Annotated in this window: 14 protein-coding genes; 9 read left to right on the plus strand and 5 right to left on the minus strand. The window is 73.8% G+C overall.

The features are described 5' to 3' along the window. Positions 1 to 98: 98 nt before the first annotated feature. From ACZ3IG_RS30765 to ACZ3IG_RS30775, 3 genes are all read right to left on the minus strand, one after another. Positions 99 to 521 carry an NUDIX hydrolase gene (locus tag ACZ3IG_RS30765; RefSeq protein ID WP_467436147.1) on the minus strand — a complete coding sequence of 141 codons (423 nt, stop codon included), beginning with the start codon at positions 519 to 521 and terminating at the stop codon, positions 99 to 101. 24 nt (positions 522 to 545) lie between these two features. After that, positions 546 to 1541, minus strand: coding sequence for a CHAD domain-containing protein (locus ACZ3IG_RS30770; RefSeq protein WP_467436148.1), 996 nt, complete (start codon positions 1539 to 1541; stop codon positions 546 to 548). Positions 1542 to 1779: 238 nt separating this feature from the next. Beyond that, positions 1780 to 4146: an RNA degradosome polyphosphate kinase gene (locus ACZ3IG_RS30775; protein ID WP_467436149.1), complete on the minus strand. Its 2367-nt coding sequence runs from the start codon at positions 4144 to 4146 to the stop codon at positions 1780 to 1782. Between the two features lie 479 nt (positions 4147 to 4625). Here ACZ3IG_RS30775 and ACZ3IG_RS30780 point away from each other — a divergent pair, with 479 nt between their 5' ends. From ACZ3IG_RS30780 to ACZ3IG_RS30800, 5 genes are all read left to right on the plus strand, one after another. Next, the gene (locus ACZ3IG_RS30780) at positions 4626 to 5168 is read left to right on the plus strand and encodes an RNA polymerase sigma factor (RefSeq protein ID WP_215166708.1); all 543 of its coding nucleotides are present in this window, start codon (positions 4626 to 4628) and stop codon (positions 5166 to 5168) included. Continuing rightward, positions 5165 to 6019, plus strand: a complete 855-nt coding sequence (locus ACZ3IG_RS30785; protein WP_467436151.1) for a zf-HC2 domain-containing protein — start codon at positions 5165 to 5167, stop codon at positions 6017 to 6019. The genes ACZ3IG_RS30780 and ACZ3IG_RS30785 overlap by 4 nt, the downstream gene beginning before the upstream one ends. Positions 6020 to 6126: 107 nt before the next feature. Then, the gene (locus ACZ3IG_RS30790) at positions 6127 to 6999 is read left to right on the plus strand and encodes an ABC transporter ATP-binding protein (RefSeq protein ID WP_467436152.1); all 873 of its coding nucleotides are present in this window, start codon (positions 6127 to 6129) and stop codon (positions 6997 to 6999) included. After that, entirely contained in the window at positions 6996 to 8516 is a 1521-nt protein-coding gene (locus ACZ3IG_RS30795; RefSeq protein ID WP_467436154.1) for an ABC transporter permease, read from the plus strand. Before ACZ3IG_RS30790 ends, ACZ3IG_RS30795 begins: the two co-directional genes overlap by 4 nt. Before the next feature lie 29 nt (positions 8517 to 8545). Next, a complete protein-coding gene (locus ACZ3IG_RS30800; protein WP_467436155.1) occupies positions 8546 to 9202 on the plus strand; it encodes an ABC transporter in 657 nt (218 codons plus the stop codon). A gap of 77 nt (positions 9203 to 9279) precedes the next feature. On the opposite strand, the gene mshD is transcribed toward ACZ3IG_RS30800, so the two are convergent. Next, a complete protein-coding gene (gene mshD, locus ACZ3IG_RS30805) occupies positions 9280 to 10206 on the minus strand; it encodes a mycothiol synthase (protein ID WP_467436156.1) in 927 nt (308 codons plus the stop codon). A gap of 150 nt (positions 10207 to 10356) precedes the next feature. Here mshD and ACZ3IG_RS30810 point away from each other — a divergent pair, with 150 nt between their 5' ends. The 4 genes from ACZ3IG_RS30810 to ACZ3IG_RS30825 all read left to right on the plus strand — a co-directional run bounded on the left by ACZ3IG_RS30810 (position 10357) and on the right by ACZ3IG_RS30825 (position 14630). Further along, positions 10357 to 12183, plus strand: a complete 1827-nt coding sequence (locus ACZ3IG_RS30810) for a bifunctional metallophosphatase/5'-nucleotidase (RefSeq protein WP_467436158.1) — start codon at positions 10357 to 10359, stop codon at positions 12181 to 12183. A gap of 239 nt (positions 12184 to 12422) precedes the next feature. Continuing rightward, positions 12423 to 12551 carry a hypothetical protein gene (locus tag ACZ3IG_RS30815; RefSeq protein ID WP_467436159.1) on the plus strand — a complete coding sequence of 43 codons (129 nt, stop codon included), beginning with the start codon at positions 12423 to 12425 and terminating at the stop codon, positions 12549 to 12551. Between the two features lie 102 nt (positions 12552 to 12653). Next, entirely contained in the window at positions 12654 to 12794 is a 141-nt protein-coding gene (locus tag ACZ3IG_RS30820) for a hypothetical protein (RefSeq protein ID WP_467436160.1), read from the plus strand. 84 nt (positions 12795 to 12878) lie between these two features. Continuing rightward, complete coding sequence (locus ACZ3IG_RS30825) at positions 12879 to 14630, plus strand: ABC transporter ATP-binding protein (RefSeq protein WP_467436161.1); 1752 nt, start codon at positions 12879 to 12881, stop codon at positions 14628 to 14630. Here the strand turns inward: ACZ3IG_RS30825 and ACZ3IG_RS30830 are convergent. Beyond that, positions 14596 to 14877: a hypothetical protein gene (locus ACZ3IG_RS30830; protein WP_467436162.1), complete on the minus strand. Its 282-nt coding sequence runs from the start codon at positions 14875 to 14877 to the stop codon at positions 14596 to 14598. The genes ACZ3IG_RS30825 and ACZ3IG_RS30830 overlap by 35 nt on opposite strands. Between the last annotated feature and the right edge of the window lie 2 nt (positions 14878 to 14879).

Consider the following 14879-nt stretch of genomic DNA (forward strand, 5'->3'; position numbering starts at 1 on the left):
GTAAATGAACGCGGGGTGAACCCCTGGGGACGGTGCGGTGAGGTCACGGAACGCTTACGTCGAGGACACGGGGTGATTCCGGTGGGCTGTCACTCCGACTATGGCAGGCGGGCGGTGGTCAGCAGGGCGTCGACCAGGGCGCGGTCCCTCGGTCGAGTGAGCCGGGCCCGTGCGGCGTCGGGTGCCAGCCACAGGACGCGGTCCACCTCGTCATTGGGTACGAACGTCCCGGAAACGGCCTCGGCGGCCCAGTAGCGCACCTGCTTGGGCCGGCCGTCGGCCGGATAGCGCGCGGTCGGCAGCTCGGGGCCCGGCGCGGCGGTGTGCCCGGTCTCCTCGGCGACCTCGCGCAGGGCGCCGGCGAGGGCGTCCTCGCCCGGCTTCAGCTTTCCCTTGGGGTGGGACCAGTCGTCGTACTTCGGCCGGTGGACGAGACACAGCTCCGTCCCGCCGGTGACCGGCGAGCGGCGCCACAGGACGCAGCCGGCCGCCAGGACCGTGGTGCCGTCGGGGGTGCTCACGGATGCCTCCGCTCGGTGCCGGGGCTACGGTGTGCCGACCGCTTCCTTGCGCCAGCAGTGCTGGAACGCGTACCGCGCCGCCTCCACCTCATGCCGCTGGTCGGCGTGGAGCACGCCCAGCGCGTACGCCGTCGCCGGGGCGATCCGGGGGGTGCGGGCCGCCTGGGCGGCGGCCGCGGCGGCCTCCGCGGCGTCCCGGTGCCGGTCCAGGGCCTCACCGGCGGCGAGCAGGCGTACGCCGACGGAGGTGTCGCCGCCGGTGACGGCCTCACGGGCGTAGCGGTGCAGGCGCAGCAGCAGGCGTACCTGGTGCCAGGGGGCGTCCTGCGGGTGCGGGGACGGGTCCGGGGACAGCCCGTGGACCAGGGCTTCCGCGTTGTAGGGGCTGCCGGCGGTGACCAGGGGCAGCGCGGCCACGGCGTCGGTGAGGCGCTCCTCGGCGGCGGCGGCCAGCGGACGCAGGTCGGCGCCGGCCGCGCCGGTGGCCAGCGGGACGTCGCTGGCCAGGACGGCGACCTTGTCGGCGACCGCGTGGAAGCGGCTGCTGCCCAGGGCCTGGAGCGCCGTGGAGTGGGCCCGGGTGCGGGCCAGGGTCAGCTGGCGGTCCAGCAGGGCGCCCGCCTTGGCCGCGCCCACGGTGAGGGCGCCGCGCTCGGTCCCGGCCGTCTGCTGGGCGGGGACGCCCGGGGGCAGGTCCGGGAAGGCCGAGACGCCGGACAGCCGGTGCAGGGCCTGGAGCAGGCGTTCGAGGCGGGACGCGTACGCGTGCTCCATCGCCAGCGTGCCCGACAGCCAGGCCAGCTCGGGGCGGATGTCCTCCGCCCAGGCGCCGTCGAGCAGCGCCTGGAAGGTGTGCAGGCTGCCGCTGATCCGGCGGGCCGCGCGGCGCAGGGCGCGGGCCGCGTCGACGGAACCGTCCGCGGCGGGCGCGCCCGCGCCGTTCTCCCGGTGCAGGCGCAGGGCGCGGAGGAACTCCGTGGCCTGGGCGCGCAGGTAGCGGGCGAGGGCGTCGGCGTCCACCGGGGCGTCCGGCCGGGGCGGGGCGGACGGCCGGGGCGGGGTGTCCGCCTGTGGGGGGCCGTCCGCCCGCGTCGTGCTCTCTGTTCGCGTGGGGCTGTCTGCTCGCGTGGGGCTCGCTGTTCGCGTGGGGCTGTCCGGCTGCATCGGGCTGTCCACCTGCACAGAGCTGTCCGCCGGCGTCGGGCCGGGCAGCGGGGGTGGGCCGGACGGGGCCGGCCGGGACGGGGGGTGCGTCGGTTCAAGGTGTCGCTGTGCCACGCCGGCGCCTCCGGGCGTCTATGAGCATCTCCTGGACGTTGCGCAGGGGGTGACCGTCCGCGTCGGTCGCGTGCCGGGTCCACTCGCCGTCCGGGCCGAGGTGCCAGGACGCGGTGGTGTCGGACATGCCGGTCTCCAGCAGGCGGCACAGGGCCGCCCGGTGGGCCGGGTCGGTGACCCGTACCAGGGCCTCTATCCGGCGGTCGAGGTTGCGGTGCATCATGTCGGCGCTGCCGAACCACACCTCCGGCTCGCCGCCGTTGCCGAACGCGAAGACCCGGGAGTGCTCCAGGAACCGGCCGAGCACCGAGCGGACCCGGATGTTCTCCGACAGGCCCTCCACGCCGGGGCGCACCGCGCAGATGCCGCGCACCCACACGTCGACCGGGACGCCCGCCTGGCTCGCGCGGTAGCAGGCGTCGATCACCGCCTCGTCGACCATCGAGTTGACCTTGATCTTGACGTACGCGGGGCGGCCGGCGCGGTGGTGCTGGATCTCCTTGTGGATACGGGAGACCAGGCCGTCGCGGAGCGACTTGGGGGCGACGAGCAGCCGGCGGTACGTCTCCCGGCGGGAGTAGCCGGAGAGGCGGTTGAAGAGGTCGGAGAGGTCCGCGCCGACCTGCGGGTCCGCGGTGAGCAGGCCGAGGTCCTCGTAGAGGCGGGCCGTCTTCGGGTGGTAGTTGCCCGTGCCGACGTGGCTGTAGCGGCGGAGGGTCTCGCCCTCCTGGCGTACGACGAGGGAGAGCTTGCAGTGGGTCTTGAGGCCCACCAGGCCGTAGACGACGTGGCAGCCGGCCTCTTCGAGCTTGCGGGCCCACTTGATGTTGGCGTGCTCGTCGAAGCGGGCCTTGATCTCCACCAGGACGAGGACCTGCTTGCCGGCCTCGGCGGCGTCGATGAGCGCGTTGACTATGGGGGAGTCGCCGGAGGTGCGGTAGAGGGTCTGTTTGATGGCGAGGACGTCCGGGTCCTCGGCGGCCTGCTCCAGGAACGCCTGTACGGAGGTGGAGAACGAGTCGTACGGGTGGTGCAGGAGGACGTCCCTGCTGCGGAGCGCGGCGAAGATGTCGGGGGCGGTGGCGGACTCGACCTCGGCGAGGTCGCGGTGGGTGCCGGCGACGAACTTCGGGTACTTCAGCTCCGGGCGGTCCAGGCTGTGGATGCGGAAGAGGCCGGTGAGGTCCAGGGGGCCGGGGAGCGGGTAGACCTCGGCTTCGGTGATCTTCAGCTCGCGGACCAGGAGGTCCAGTACCTCGCGGTCGATGCTCTCCTCGACCTCCAGGCGGACCGGGGGGCCGAAGCGGCGGCGCATGAGTTCCTTTTCGAGCGCCTTGAGGAGGTTCTCGGCGTCGTCCTCTTCTACTTCGAGGTCCTCGTTGCGGGTGACGCGGAAGGCGTGGCTCTCCAGGACTTCCATGCCGGGGAAGAGTTCTTCCAGGTGGGCGGCGATGACGTCCTCGATGGGGACGTAGCGGCCCGGGGAGGCTTCGAGGAAGCGGGAGAGCAGCGGGGGGACCTTGACGCGGGCGAAGTGGCGGTGGCCGGTGACCGGGTTGCGGACGACGACCGCGAGGTTGAGGCTCAGGCCCGAGATGTAGGGGAAGGGGTGGGCCGGGTCGACCGCGAGGGGGGTCAGGACCGGGAAGATCTGGTGGCGGAAGAGGGTGAACAGGCGGGCCTGCTCCTTCTCCGCGAGTTCCCTCCAGCGGACCAGGTGGATGCCCTCCTCGGCCAGGGCGGGCAGGACGTCCTCGTGGAAGCAGGCGGCGTGCCGGGCCATCAGCTCGCGGGAGCGGGCCCAGATCATCTCCAGGATCTCGCGGGGCTGGAGGCCGGAGGCGGAGCGGGTGGCGACGCCGGTGGTGATGCGACGCTTGAGGCCCGCGACGCGGACCATGAAGAACTCGTCCAGGTTGCTGGCGAAGATCGCGAGGAAGTTCGCGCGTTCCAGCAGCGGGGTGTTCGGGTCCTCGGCGAGTTCCAGGACGCGTTCGTTGAACGCCAGCCAGCTGCGCTCGCGGTCCAGGAAGCGGCTCCGGGGGAGGGGGGTGAGCGCGCCCGCGCCCGCGCCGGTGGCCTGGGATTCGTCCAGGTCGTCCTCGTACGCGTCGAGGTCGGAGTCGAGGTCGGGCTCCAGGTCGGAGACCGCGGCGGCGATCGTGTGCGGGCGGTGCGCGGCGATGGAGCCCACGGAGGGCTGCGTGTGCTGGACCTCTGCCTGGGGGTTCGACTGACTCATGGACCTATTCTTCCGCGCACCGAGCAGGACAGGCGCGTCGGAAGGAACGGGCGGGAGCGGGGTTCCCTCCGGGGGCGGTGAAGGCTCTGGCACGGCGGGCTTCATTCGGTGAGCGTCGCAAGCTCGTCTGAATCGGTGGTTACGGGGAGATGGCGTGGGGGATAGCGGGGGGCGGCTTGGGGGTGTGGGCGTGCGCACGGGGTGGGCGTGCGCACGGGGTGGTGGGTGGGTCGGGGTCGTGGGGGTGCGGCGAGCCCGCCGCCGGATGGACGCCCGGGTGGGGGGAGTCGTCACCTCTGTGGCGACCGGGTAAGCGGCGGGCTGCGCCGCACCCCCACGACCCGCTCCCGCCGTCGTGCGGGTGCGGGTCGTCTGGTCTTCGGGGGCGCTTCCGGCGTGGGGCGGGTGCGGGGCCGGGTTCCCGAGTGGGCTTCCGGCGTGGGGCGGGTGTGGGTCCCAGGGACGCTTCCGTCGTCATGTGCGGTGCGGGGCGCAGGGCCGGTGCCCGGGGGCGCTGTCGGGGTCGTGCGGCTGGGCTGGTGGGGTGGGTGAACCGGTCGGGGGGTGGCGTGCGATGAGGAGATGTGAGCGGAACGAGAAGCGACGGGGAGCTGTTGCGGGCCGTCGCGGGCGACGGTGACCGGCGGGCCTTCGAGGAGCTGTACCGGCGGTACGCGCCGTGGCTGACGGCCCGGCTGCGGGGCCGCTGTGCCGATCCGGGCGTCGTCGACGACGTGGTGCAGGAGACCTTCCTCGCGGTGTGGCGCGGCAGCGCGCGGTACCGGGAGGACGGGGACGTCGCCGGGTGGCTGTGGCGGATCGGGTCGCGGCGGCTGATCGACGTACTCCGGGGGGACGGGGCGCGGGGGCGGCTGCGGCAGGCGCTGGCGCGGCTGCGGCACCGGGACGAGGTGTCGGCGGAGGAGCGGGTGCTGGCCGGCGTCGAGCACGGGGATCTCGCGGGCGCGCTCGTCCGGCTCTCCCCGGAGTTGCGCGCGGTGCTCCAGGCGACGGTCGTCGACGGGCTGACCACCCGCGAGGCCGCCGTCCTGCTCGGCATTCCGCCGGGCACGGTCAAGACGCGGGCGATGCGGGCCCGCAAGCAACTGCGGGAGGCCCTGGCATGACGGCGTACAACGACGGTGGCTGGCACGTGCCGGAGGAGGAGTTGCGGGCCTACGCGGGGGGTGGGCTGACGCCGCCCGCGCTGTGGTCGGCCGACACCCATCTGGCCGCCTGCGCGCGGTGCCGTGCGGTGCTGGCGGAGGTCGCCGATCCGGTGGCGCTGGACGCCGGGTGGGAGCGGCTCGACGCCGAGCTGGACGCGCCGCGGGCCGGGTGGTGCGAGGGGCTGCTGGTGCGGCTGGGCGTGCCCGACCACGTGGCCCGGCTGCTGACGGCGACGCCCGTGCTGCGCGGGTCGTGGCTGGGCGCGGTCGCGGCGGTGCTGGCGATGACCGTGACGGCGGTGCTGGCGTCCGGGTCGCCGGACGGGACGCCGACGCTCTTCCTCGCCCTCGCCCCGCTGCTGCCGCTGGCCGGGGTGGCCCTGTCGTACGGGCCCGCGCTGGACCCGGCGTACGAGATCGCGGTGGTGGCGCCGCTGCACGGGTTCCGGCTGCTGATGATCCGCACGGTCGCCGTGCTGGCCGTGGGGATCGGGCTGAACGGTCTGGCCACGCTGGCGCTGCCCGGCTACGGGCTGCGGGCGCTGGCCTGGCTGCTGCCCGCGCTGGCCCTGACGGGGGGCGGGCTGGCGCTGACGCCGCGGCTGGGGCCGGTGGTCGCGCCCTCGGTGGTCGGGGGTGCGTGGATCGGGCTGCTGCTGGTCGCCGAGGCGGTCCGGGAGTCCGGTGACGGGCCGCTCGTGCCGTTCACGGCGGTCGGGCAGGGCGTGTGCGCGGTGGTGGCCGTGGTCGCGGCCGGGGTGCTGTTCGCGGTGCGGGACCGGTTCGACCGGTCGCGGTTCGTGCACTGACTTCTCTGCGCCCGCTGACCGTTCTGCGCCCGCTGACCTTGCTTCGCCCACTGACTTTTCCTTCGTTCACTGACTTTTCTTCGTCGTTCGTGACACGGGAGTTCCGTATGACCATCACTGTTTCCGCCTCCGGGCTACGCCTGCATTACGGGCGGACCCGCGCCCTCGACGACGTGGGGCTGCGGCTGTCGCCGGGCGTCACCGGGCTGCTCGGGCCCAACGGGGCCGGCAAGACCACGCTGTTGCGGGTGCTGGCCACGGCCGTGCCCGCGGACGAGGGCGCGTTCACCGTGCTGGGGCACGACCCGGGAACCGCGGGCGGCCGGCAGGAGGTGCGGCGGCGGCTGGGGTACCTGCCGCAGACGCCCGGCTTCCACCCGGGGTTCACCGCCTTCGAGTTCGTGGACTACGTGGCCGTCCTGAAGGAGATGACCGACCGGGGCGCCCGCCACCGCGAGGTGCGCCGGGTACTGGAGGAGGTCGGGCTCGGGGACGTGCGGGGGCGGCGGATCAGGAAGCTGTCCGGCGGGATGCGGCAGCGGGTCGCGCTGGCCGCCGCACTGGTGGGGGACCCCGGGTTCCTGGTGCTGGACGAGCCGACGGTAGGGCTCGACCCCGAGCAGCGGATGCGGTTCCGTGAGCTGATCGCGGAGGCGGGGGAGGGGCGGACCGTCCTGCTGTCCACCCATCAGACCGAGGACGTCGCCATGCTGTGCCGGCGGGTGCTGGTGATGGCCGACGGGGCCATCCGGTTCGACGGGACGCCGGCCGAGCTGACCGCGCGGGCGGCCGGACGGGTGTGGCGCGGTGAGCGGCGGGACGCGGGCGCGAAGGCCGTCTGGCGTACGGGGACGGGGGAGTTCCGGCACGTCGGCGATCCGCCGGACGGGGCTGACCTGGTCGAACCCACCCTGGAGGACGGCTATCTGCTGGTCCTCGACGGCGCGGGCTCGGGCTCGGGCGCGGAGGTGGCGGCATGAGCGCGGTGCTGGAGAAGACGCCGGTGGCGCTCGACGGCCGGGGGAACGGCGGTGCGGTCCGGGCCGTGTTGGCACTGACCCGGTCGGAAGCGCGGCGGCTGGTGCTGAGCGTGCCGGTGCTGATCGCCTTCGTGCTGTACGCCGTCCTGATCGTGTGGCGGACCCGGTCGTCGTGGGACGGCTTCCCGGTCCTCCAGGACGCCGACCGGGCGACGCAGGGCTGGCCGCTGCTCGTCGGCTTCGCGGTGCTGCTGAGCGCCAACTTCGCCGCGCTGCGCTCCCGTCGGCACCACACCGAGGAGTGGTTCGCGGCCCTGGTGATGCCGCGCGGGCGGCGTACGGCGGCGCATGTGCTGTCGCTGGTCCCGGTGGTGCTCCTCACCGCGGTGTTCGTGGGCGGGCAGTTCGGCTGGGAGGCGCTCAAGCCGGGGGCGGTCGGGCAGGGTTCGCCGGCCGAACTGCTGGTGGGGCCGCTGACCGTACTGCTGCTGGGCGCGGGCGGCATCCTGCTGGCCCGGCTGGTGGCCTCGGCGTGGGCGGCGCCGCTGCTGGGCGTGTTCTTCCTGTTCACCCTGATGCTCGGCAGCGTTCCGCTCGGCGGTGAGGCCGGGGCCTGGCTGAGCCCGGTCGTCTCCTCGTCCGGCGGTCAGCCCCTGCCCTCCGACCTGATCGGCCGTCCGGCCGCCTGGCACGCCCTGTACCTGGCGGGCGTGGCGCTGTGCCTGGCCTTCCTCGCGGTGCTGGCCGGCGGGGGCCGGGGCGCGGCCGTCAAGGCGGGGCTCGCGGTGGCGCTGGTGATGGGGCTGGTCGGGGGCGTCGCGCAGTCCCGCGGCGAGTCGGCGGAGCTGGTCGCCGCCCGCGAACGGGCCTCGGTCAGCCCGGAGAAGGAGCAGACGTGTGTCGAGCGGGACGGGACGACGTACTGCGCGTTCGAGGAGTGGGTGCCGCGCACCGCCGACTGGGCCGGCGTGGTGGACCGGGTGCGGTCGCTCACCGGCGACGAGGCGCGCGACCGGTCCCTGCTGGTACGGCAGCGGATCGAAGCCCGCTACGGCCTGGAGAGCGACTCCGCGATCCCCCCGCTGACCCGGCGTGACCAGGTGACCGTGGGCACCGAGTGGGGCGGCAACCGGGTGCCGGAGTTCTCCGCCGCCGTCGCCGCCGTGCTGGTCGCGGGCAGCGAGCAGGCGGGCAGCCAGGTGTGCGACGGGCGGATGGTGACCGTCATGTGGCTCGCCCTGAGCTGGCAGGACGACCCGATGGACGCCCTGCGCCGGGTCCGCCTCGACGACAGCGTCCGGGGCGCGGCGATCGTCCTGTCGCCGACCGACCCGCTGAGCATGACCGCCGGTCAGACGGATGTCGTACGCCGCCTGCTGGAGAAGCCGGCGGACGGCGTCGCGGCGAAGGTCCGGGAGCACTGGAGCGAGCTGACCTCCCCGAAGCTGACGACGGCACGGGCGGCCGAGCTGCTCGGGGTCGCCGGACCGGACGAGGCCGACTCGTGCGGCGCGTGACGAGGGGCAGGAGGCGGCGAGCGACGGTCGTGAAGGGCACGGCGAAGGGCACGGTGGCCGAGCTGGTGCGGCCGGTGGGGCGCACGGTGCCGTGGGTGGCGCTGGGCGCGGCCGGGGCCGTGGGGCTGCTGCTCGTCGTGGTGGCACGGTGGACCGGCGACGAACCGACGTCGAGCGCGGCGCTCCTCGCGCTGCGCGGTGCCGCGCTGGCCGCCGGGCTGGGCCTGGCGTCCCTCCTGGACGACCCCGCCCGGCACACCACGGCCGCCGTGCCGGTCCCGCGCCCGGCCCGGCAGGCACTGCGGGCCGCCCTGGTCGCACCCCTGGTCGCGCTGTGGTGGACGGCGGTGCTGTTCCTGGTCCCCGCGGACGTACGTCCGCCGGCCGGCGGCATCACCCTGGAGGCGGGGGCCGTCGCCCTGCTGGCGCTCGCCGCGGCGGCGGCGGTGGTCCGGCTGACCGACCGGACCCGTCCCGGCCGGGCCGTGGCGACGGCCCTGCTCGTCGCGGCGGTCGTCAGCCCCCTGTTCCTGCCGGACAGCTGGGCGGTGTTCGTCCAGAGCGGCGACCCGCGCTGGGCGGACTCCCACGACCGCTGGGCCGTCGCCCTGGCGGCAGCGGCGGCGGTGTGGGCGGTGTCCGCGCGGGAGCCGGTACGGCGGGGGCGGGGAAGGCGGCGGGTCTAGCCGGGGCCGGGGGCCGGTGCGGCCGGGTCGGCGGAGGCGCGGAGGTCACGTCTCCGCCCGGTCACGTCTCGGCCCGGTCACGTCTCCGTCCGGTACATCAGGTCCGTCTCGTACGTCACGAACCCCAGCCGTTCGTACACGGCCACCGCCGCCCCGTTGTCGGCGTCGACGTACAGCATCGCCGTGGGCAGCCCCCGTTCCGCCAGGTGCCGCAGGCCGATCGTGGTGAGGGACCTGCCGAGGCCGCCGCCCTGCGCGTCGGGGCGGACGCCGACGACGTACACCTCGCCGAGCCCTTCCTCCGCGTGCACCTTCGTCCAGTGGAAGCCGACCGGCTCGCCCTTCCGCTCGGCCAGGAAGAACCCGGCCGGGTCGAACCACGGCTCGGCCATCCGGTCGTCCAGGTCGCGCTGGGTGAGCGAGCCCTGTTCGGGATGGTGGGCGAAGGCCGCGGCGTTCACGGCGAGCCAGGCCGCGTCGTCCTGCCCGGGCACGAAGGTACGGACGGTCACGCCCTCGGGCAGCACCGGTTCGGGCAGGTCGAGGCCGGCCAGCGGGCGCCGCATCTGGCGCAGTTCGCGGAAGAGCGTCATGCCGAGGACCTGGGCCAGGTGCCGGGCGGCGGAGTGCCCGCCGTGCGCCCACGCCCGCAGCCGCTTGCCGGACGCGGCGAGCAGCGCCGACCCGAGCGCCCGCCCGTGTCCCTGCCCGCGCCGGGAGGGGTGCACGACCAGTTCGGCGGCCGGGGGTTCCACCGGGTCGGTGCCCTCCAGCTGGGCGTAGCCGACGAGTTCGCCATCGACGGTCAGCAGGAAGTGCGAGACGCCTTCGCGGGCCTCGCCACGCAGGTGCAGCCGGCCCTGCTCGGACACGGCCTGCTGCCCGTCGGTGCGGGCGGCCTCGGCGAGCAGGGCGAGGACGGCCTCGGTCCGCTCGGCGGGGAGGGCGTCGTACGTGTCGATCGAACGGGGGCGGCCGGGCCGCAGGGTGTCGTCGCTGGTCATGCGTACGAGGGTAGAGCGCCCGGACCGGCCGGGGGCAGCGTGACGGCGACGGGGCGTAAACCAGGATGTAACCCGCGACCCCCTGTCGCGCTACGCGCGTTGACTTTAGGCTGCGCCCACCTGTTCCCAGCACACCCCCAGGGGGCCGTCATGCCACCAGCCAACGCACACTCGCCGCACGATCCGCGCCGCAGACGCCGGGCCACCCGGCTGCTCGCGGTGGCCGTCGGGGCCCTCACCGTGGGCTCGCTGGCCGCCGCCGCGCTGCCGGCCGGCGCGGCGGCGGCCGGAAAGGGGCACGGGAAGGGGCACAGCGGCCCCGGCAGGTACCAGGACGTCCAGCTCCTCTCCTTCAACGACCTGCACGGCAACCTGGAGCCGCCGGCCGGCTCCAGCGGCCGGGTCACCGAGACCCACGAGGACGGCACGACCGAGACCATCGACGCGGGCGGCGTCGAGTACCTCGCCACCCACCTGCGGCAGGCCCGCAAGGGCAACGCGTACTCCATCACCGCGGCCGGCGGCGACATGGTGGGCGCCTCCCCGCTGATCTCGGGCCTGTTCCACGACGAGCCCAGCATCGAGGCGCTGAACAAGCTCGACCTCGACGTCACCTCCGTCGGCAACCACGAGTTCGACGAGGGCGCGACGGAACTGGCCCGGCTCCAGAACGGCGGCTGCCACCCCACCGACGGCTGCTACACCGACAAGGAGTTCAAGGGGGCCGGCTTCCCCTACCTCGCCGCCAACGTCCTCGACGAGAAGACCGGCAAGCCGGTCCTCGCCCCCTACTGGGTGTGGAAGAAGAACGGCGTCAAGGTCGGCTTCATCGGCGTGACCCTGGAGGGCACCCCCGGCATCGTCTCCGCCGAGGGCGTCAAGGGCCTCGCCTTCGAGGACGAGGTCGAGACGATCAACAAGTACGCCAAGGTGCTCCAGCGCCAGGGTGTGAAGTCGATCGTCGCGCTCGTCCACGAGGGCGGCTACCCGGCCTCGTCCTCCTACAACTACGACTGCGACTCGCCCGGCGCCGGCGACGGCATCTCCGGGCCGGTCGTCGACATCGCGAAGAACGTCACGCCCCAGGTGGACGCGCTGGTCACCGGCCACACCCACAACGCGTACGTCTGCACCGTCGACGACCCGGCGGGCAACCCGCGCACGGTCACCTCGGCGTCCTCCTTCGGCCGCCTCTACACCGACACCACGCTGACCTACGACCGGCGGACCGGTGACATCGCCCGTACGGCGGTGGAGTCGGCCAACCACGTCGTCACCCGGGACGTCGCCAAGGCGCCCGACATGACCGCGCTGATCGGCAAGTGGAACGCGCTGGCCGCGCCCATCGGCAACCGGGCCGTCGGCTGGATCTCCGGCGACATCGGCACCACCGGCACCGAGTCCCCGCTCGGCGACCTGATCGCCGACGCGCAGCTCGCCCACGGCAGGGAACTGGACCCGGAGACCGACCTCGCGCTGATGAACCCGGGCGGCATCCGGGCGCCCCTGACCTACGCGGCGAGCGGCGCCGAGGGCGACGGGGTGGTGACGTACGCGGAGGGCTTCACGGTGCAGCCGTTCGCCAACACCGTCAACCTCCAGGACCTCACCGGCGCCCAGCTGGTCCAGGTGCTCAAGGAGCAGGTGAGCGGGGTGAACGAGGCGGCGCCGAAGATCCTCCAGGTGTCGGACGGGCTGACGTACACCCTGGACCTGACGAAGACGGGCGCGGACCGGGTGGTGACCGGCTCGGTCCGGCTGAACGGCGCGGCGATCGACCCGGCGGCCACCTACCGCGTCGCGAGCAACAGCTTCCTCGCGGGCGGCGGTGACGGGTTCACGACCCTGGGCCAGGGCACGAACGACGTCGTCGGCGCGGACGACCTGACGGCGCTGGAGCGGTACCTGACGGCCACCTCGTCGGCGTCCGCCCCGCTGGCGCCGCCGGCGGCCGACCGGATCACGATCGTGCGGTAGGGCTCGCCGCCCGGCCCGTCGGTCCACGGCCCGGCACGGACACGCGGTGTCCGTGCCGGGCCTTTCGCTGCCTAAATTCTGTGTCAGTTCCCGTACGGTTCCCTTTCTCTCCTGAAATCTGATCTCAGCTCCAATTAATCGAGGTCTCAGCGGAATCGGCGCTTTTCGGTGTCGGCGTCCCGTAGTGTTTTCCATGTCGACAGCGAACGACACCAAAGCAAACAAAGAAGGAGAACATCATGAGCTTCCACAAGGTCGCCCCGGTCAAGAAAACCCGCAAGCCCGCCGCTCAGGCCGCCAAGAAGGCTACCAAGCCGGCGCCGAAGAAGGTCGTGCAGAAGCGCCGCCCGGTCGGCAACAAGGGCTGATCTGATTCACAGCAGTAAAGGCTTACGCATACTTGGCTCCTATGGGGTGCCAGGTGATGCACATGAAACACGCATAAGAAATCGCGGAGGAAAGGGACACTCATGAGCTTCCACAAGGTCGCGCCGGTGAAGAAGAGCAACCGCAAGGCCGCCGCCCAGCCGGCGAGGAAGGCCGCTGCCAGGAAGGCCGCGCCGCAGCCGGCCGCCGCGAAGCGCCGCCGTCCGGTCTCCCGCCAGGGCTGAGGCCGCTCACGAGGCGGGGCCGCCGGAGCGTACGCGCTCCGGGGCCCCGCCTCGGGCATGTCCGGAGCAGAGAAGGAGCCGATCATGAGGGAAGTCCGTGCGGCGTTCCGCCGTTTCTGGCCGCTGACCCGCGGCGACCGCCGCCGGCTGGTGGTCGTCGTGGCCTGCGTGGTGGTCGCCGCGCTCGCCGAGACCGCGTCGATCCTGCTCTTCGCGGAGCTGACGGACCACGCCCTGAAGGCCGGTTCGCTCGCCGCCTTCTGGAGGCCGGCCGGCGGCTGGCTGGCCGTCGCCGTGCTCGGCGCGGTGGTCGGCTACCTCGGCAACTCCCTGGCCACCTGGACCGCCGAGAGATTCGTCCTGCGGCTGCGCGCCGGTGTCTTCCGCCACCTCCAGACCCTGCCCCCGCACTTCTTCCAGCGGCACCGGCGCGGTGACCTGGTGGAGCGGATGACGGGGGACGTGGAGGCCATCGAGCAGATGGTCGTGTCCGGGGTGGTCGGCACGGTCTCCGCCGCCTTCTCGGCGGTCTTCTACGCCGCCGCCGCGCTCTGGCTCCGCTGGGACCTCGCCCTCGCCACCTTCGTCCTGGCCCCGCTCTTCCTCCTCGCCGCCCGCCGCTTCGCCGGGCGGATCAAGAAGGCGTCCACGGACGAGCGGGTCGCCGACGGCGCGATCACGTCGGTGGTCGAGGAGGCCCTCGGCAACGTGGTCCTCACCCAGGCGTACAACCGGCACGGAGCGGAGGAGGCCCGCCTGGACCGCGAGGCCCGCGCCTGGATGAAGGCGTCGGTGCGGGGCGCCCGGCTCAGCGAGCTGTACGAGCAGTTCGTCGAGGTCGTCGAGACGCTGTGCGTGCTGGCCGTCATCGGCCTGGGGGTCTGGGAGATCTCCGCCGACCGCATGACCCTCGGCCAACTCCTGGCCTTCGCGGCCTTCATCGGCTACCTCTACCCGCCCGTCCGCAGCCTCGGCCAGCTCGGCCTGACCCTCACCGCGGCCACCGCCGGCGCCCGGCGGCTCGGCGAGATCCTGGACGCCAGGCCCGCCGTGACGGACCCGGCCGTCCCCGTCACCCCCGGTCCGGTCCGCGGCTGGGTCGCCTTCCACGACGTGACCTTCCGCTACCCGGAGGCCGACCGGCCCTCCCTGAGCGACCTGGCCTTCACGGCCCGCCCCGGCGAACTGGTCGTCGTCACGGGCCCCAGCGGCGCCGGCAAGTCCACCCTGGCCAAGCTCCTCACCCGCTTCTACGACCCGACGGCGGGCGTGATCTGCCTGGACGGCGTCCCGCTGCGGGACCTGCGCCTCGACCACGTGCGGGAACAGGTGACCCTGCTCCCCCAGGAGACCCTGATCCTGCACGGCACGATCCGCGAGAACATCGCGTGCGGACGCCCCGGCGCGACGCGGGAGGAGATCGAGGCGGCGGCGCGCGCGGCGGCGGCCCACGACTTCGTCGCGGCCCTCCCCGCCGGCTACGACACCCTCATCGCCCCCGGCACGGCGGCCCTCTCCGGCGGCCAGCTCAAGCGGCTGACCATCGCCCGCGCGATGCTCCGGGCGTCGCCCGTCCTGATCCTCGACGAACCCACCGCCGGCCTCGACGCGATCGCCGCCCGCCAGGTGGTCCAGCCCCTGCGCCGCCTGGTGTCGGGCCGTACGACGCTGATGATCACCCACGACCTGACATTGGCACCGGACGCGGGCCGCGTGCTGGTGGTGGACGGGGGGCGGCTGGTGGAGTCGGGGACCCACGCCGAACTGGTCGCGCGGGGCGGGACGTACGCGCGACTGGCGGTCACGAACCGCCCGCTGCCCGCCCTCCCCGGCTGACCGCCACCCGCAGCACCTCCTCCAGCGACTCGGCCGCCCGCACCAGCGCGAAGCGGAGGGCACGTTCGCCGGCCTTCTTGTCGCCCAGCACGGCTCGGGCCCCGGCCAACACCTGCGTGCCGGAGGCCAACTGCGCCTCCTCGATGTCGTCGGCGACCCGGGACATGAGGGAGTCCGGGCCGCCGTCGGTACTGAGGTAACAGGGGTTGCCTTCGGGGGTGGTCCAGGGCAGGAGACGGTAGGTCATGG

It is taken from the genome of Streptomyces sp. NPDC016677, from assembly GCF_055562815.1.

Coding starts and splice junctions, on each gene's coding strand:
- ACZ3IG_RS30775 (WP_467436149.1), bottom strand. CDS start 4,146: ATGAAGCCCGCCGTGCCAGAGCCTTCACCGCCCCCGGAGGGAACCCCG.
- ACZ3IG_RS30785 (WP_467436151.1), top strand. CDS start 5,165: ATGACGGCGTACAACGACGGTGGCTGGCACGTGCCGGAGGAGGAGTTG.
- ACZ3IG_RS30790 (WP_467436152.1), top strand. CDS start 6,127: ATGACCATCACTGTTTCCGCCTCCGGGCTACGCCTGCATTACGGGCGG.
- ACZ3IG_RS30795 (WP_467436154.1), top strand. CDS start 6,996: ATGAGCGCGGTGCTGGAGAAGACGCCGGTGGCGCTCGACGGCCGGGGG.
- mshD (WP_467436156.1), bottom strand. CDS start 10,206: ATGACCAGCGACGACACCCTGCGGCCCGGCCGCCCCCGTTCGATCGAC.
- ACZ3IG_RS30810 (WP_467436158.1), top strand. CDS start 10,357: ATGCCACCAGCCAACGCACACTCGCCGCACGATCCGCGCCGCAGACGC.
- ACZ3IG_RS30815 (WP_467436159.1), top strand. CDS start 12,423: ATGAGCTTCCACAAGGTCGCCCCGGTCAAGAAAACCCGCAAGCCCGCC.
- ACZ3IG_RS30820 (WP_467436160.1), top strand. CDS start 12,654: ATGAGCTTCCACAAGGTCGCGCCGGTGAAGAAGAGCAACCGCAAGGCC.
- ACZ3IG_RS30825 (WP_467436161.1), top strand. CDS start 12,879: ATGAGGGAAGTCCGTGCGGCGTTCCGCCGTTTCTGGCCGCTGACCCGC.
- ACZ3IG_RS30830 (WP_467436162.1), bottom strand. CDS start 14,877: ATGACCTACCGTCTCCTGCCCTGGACCACCCCCGAAGGCAACCCCTGT.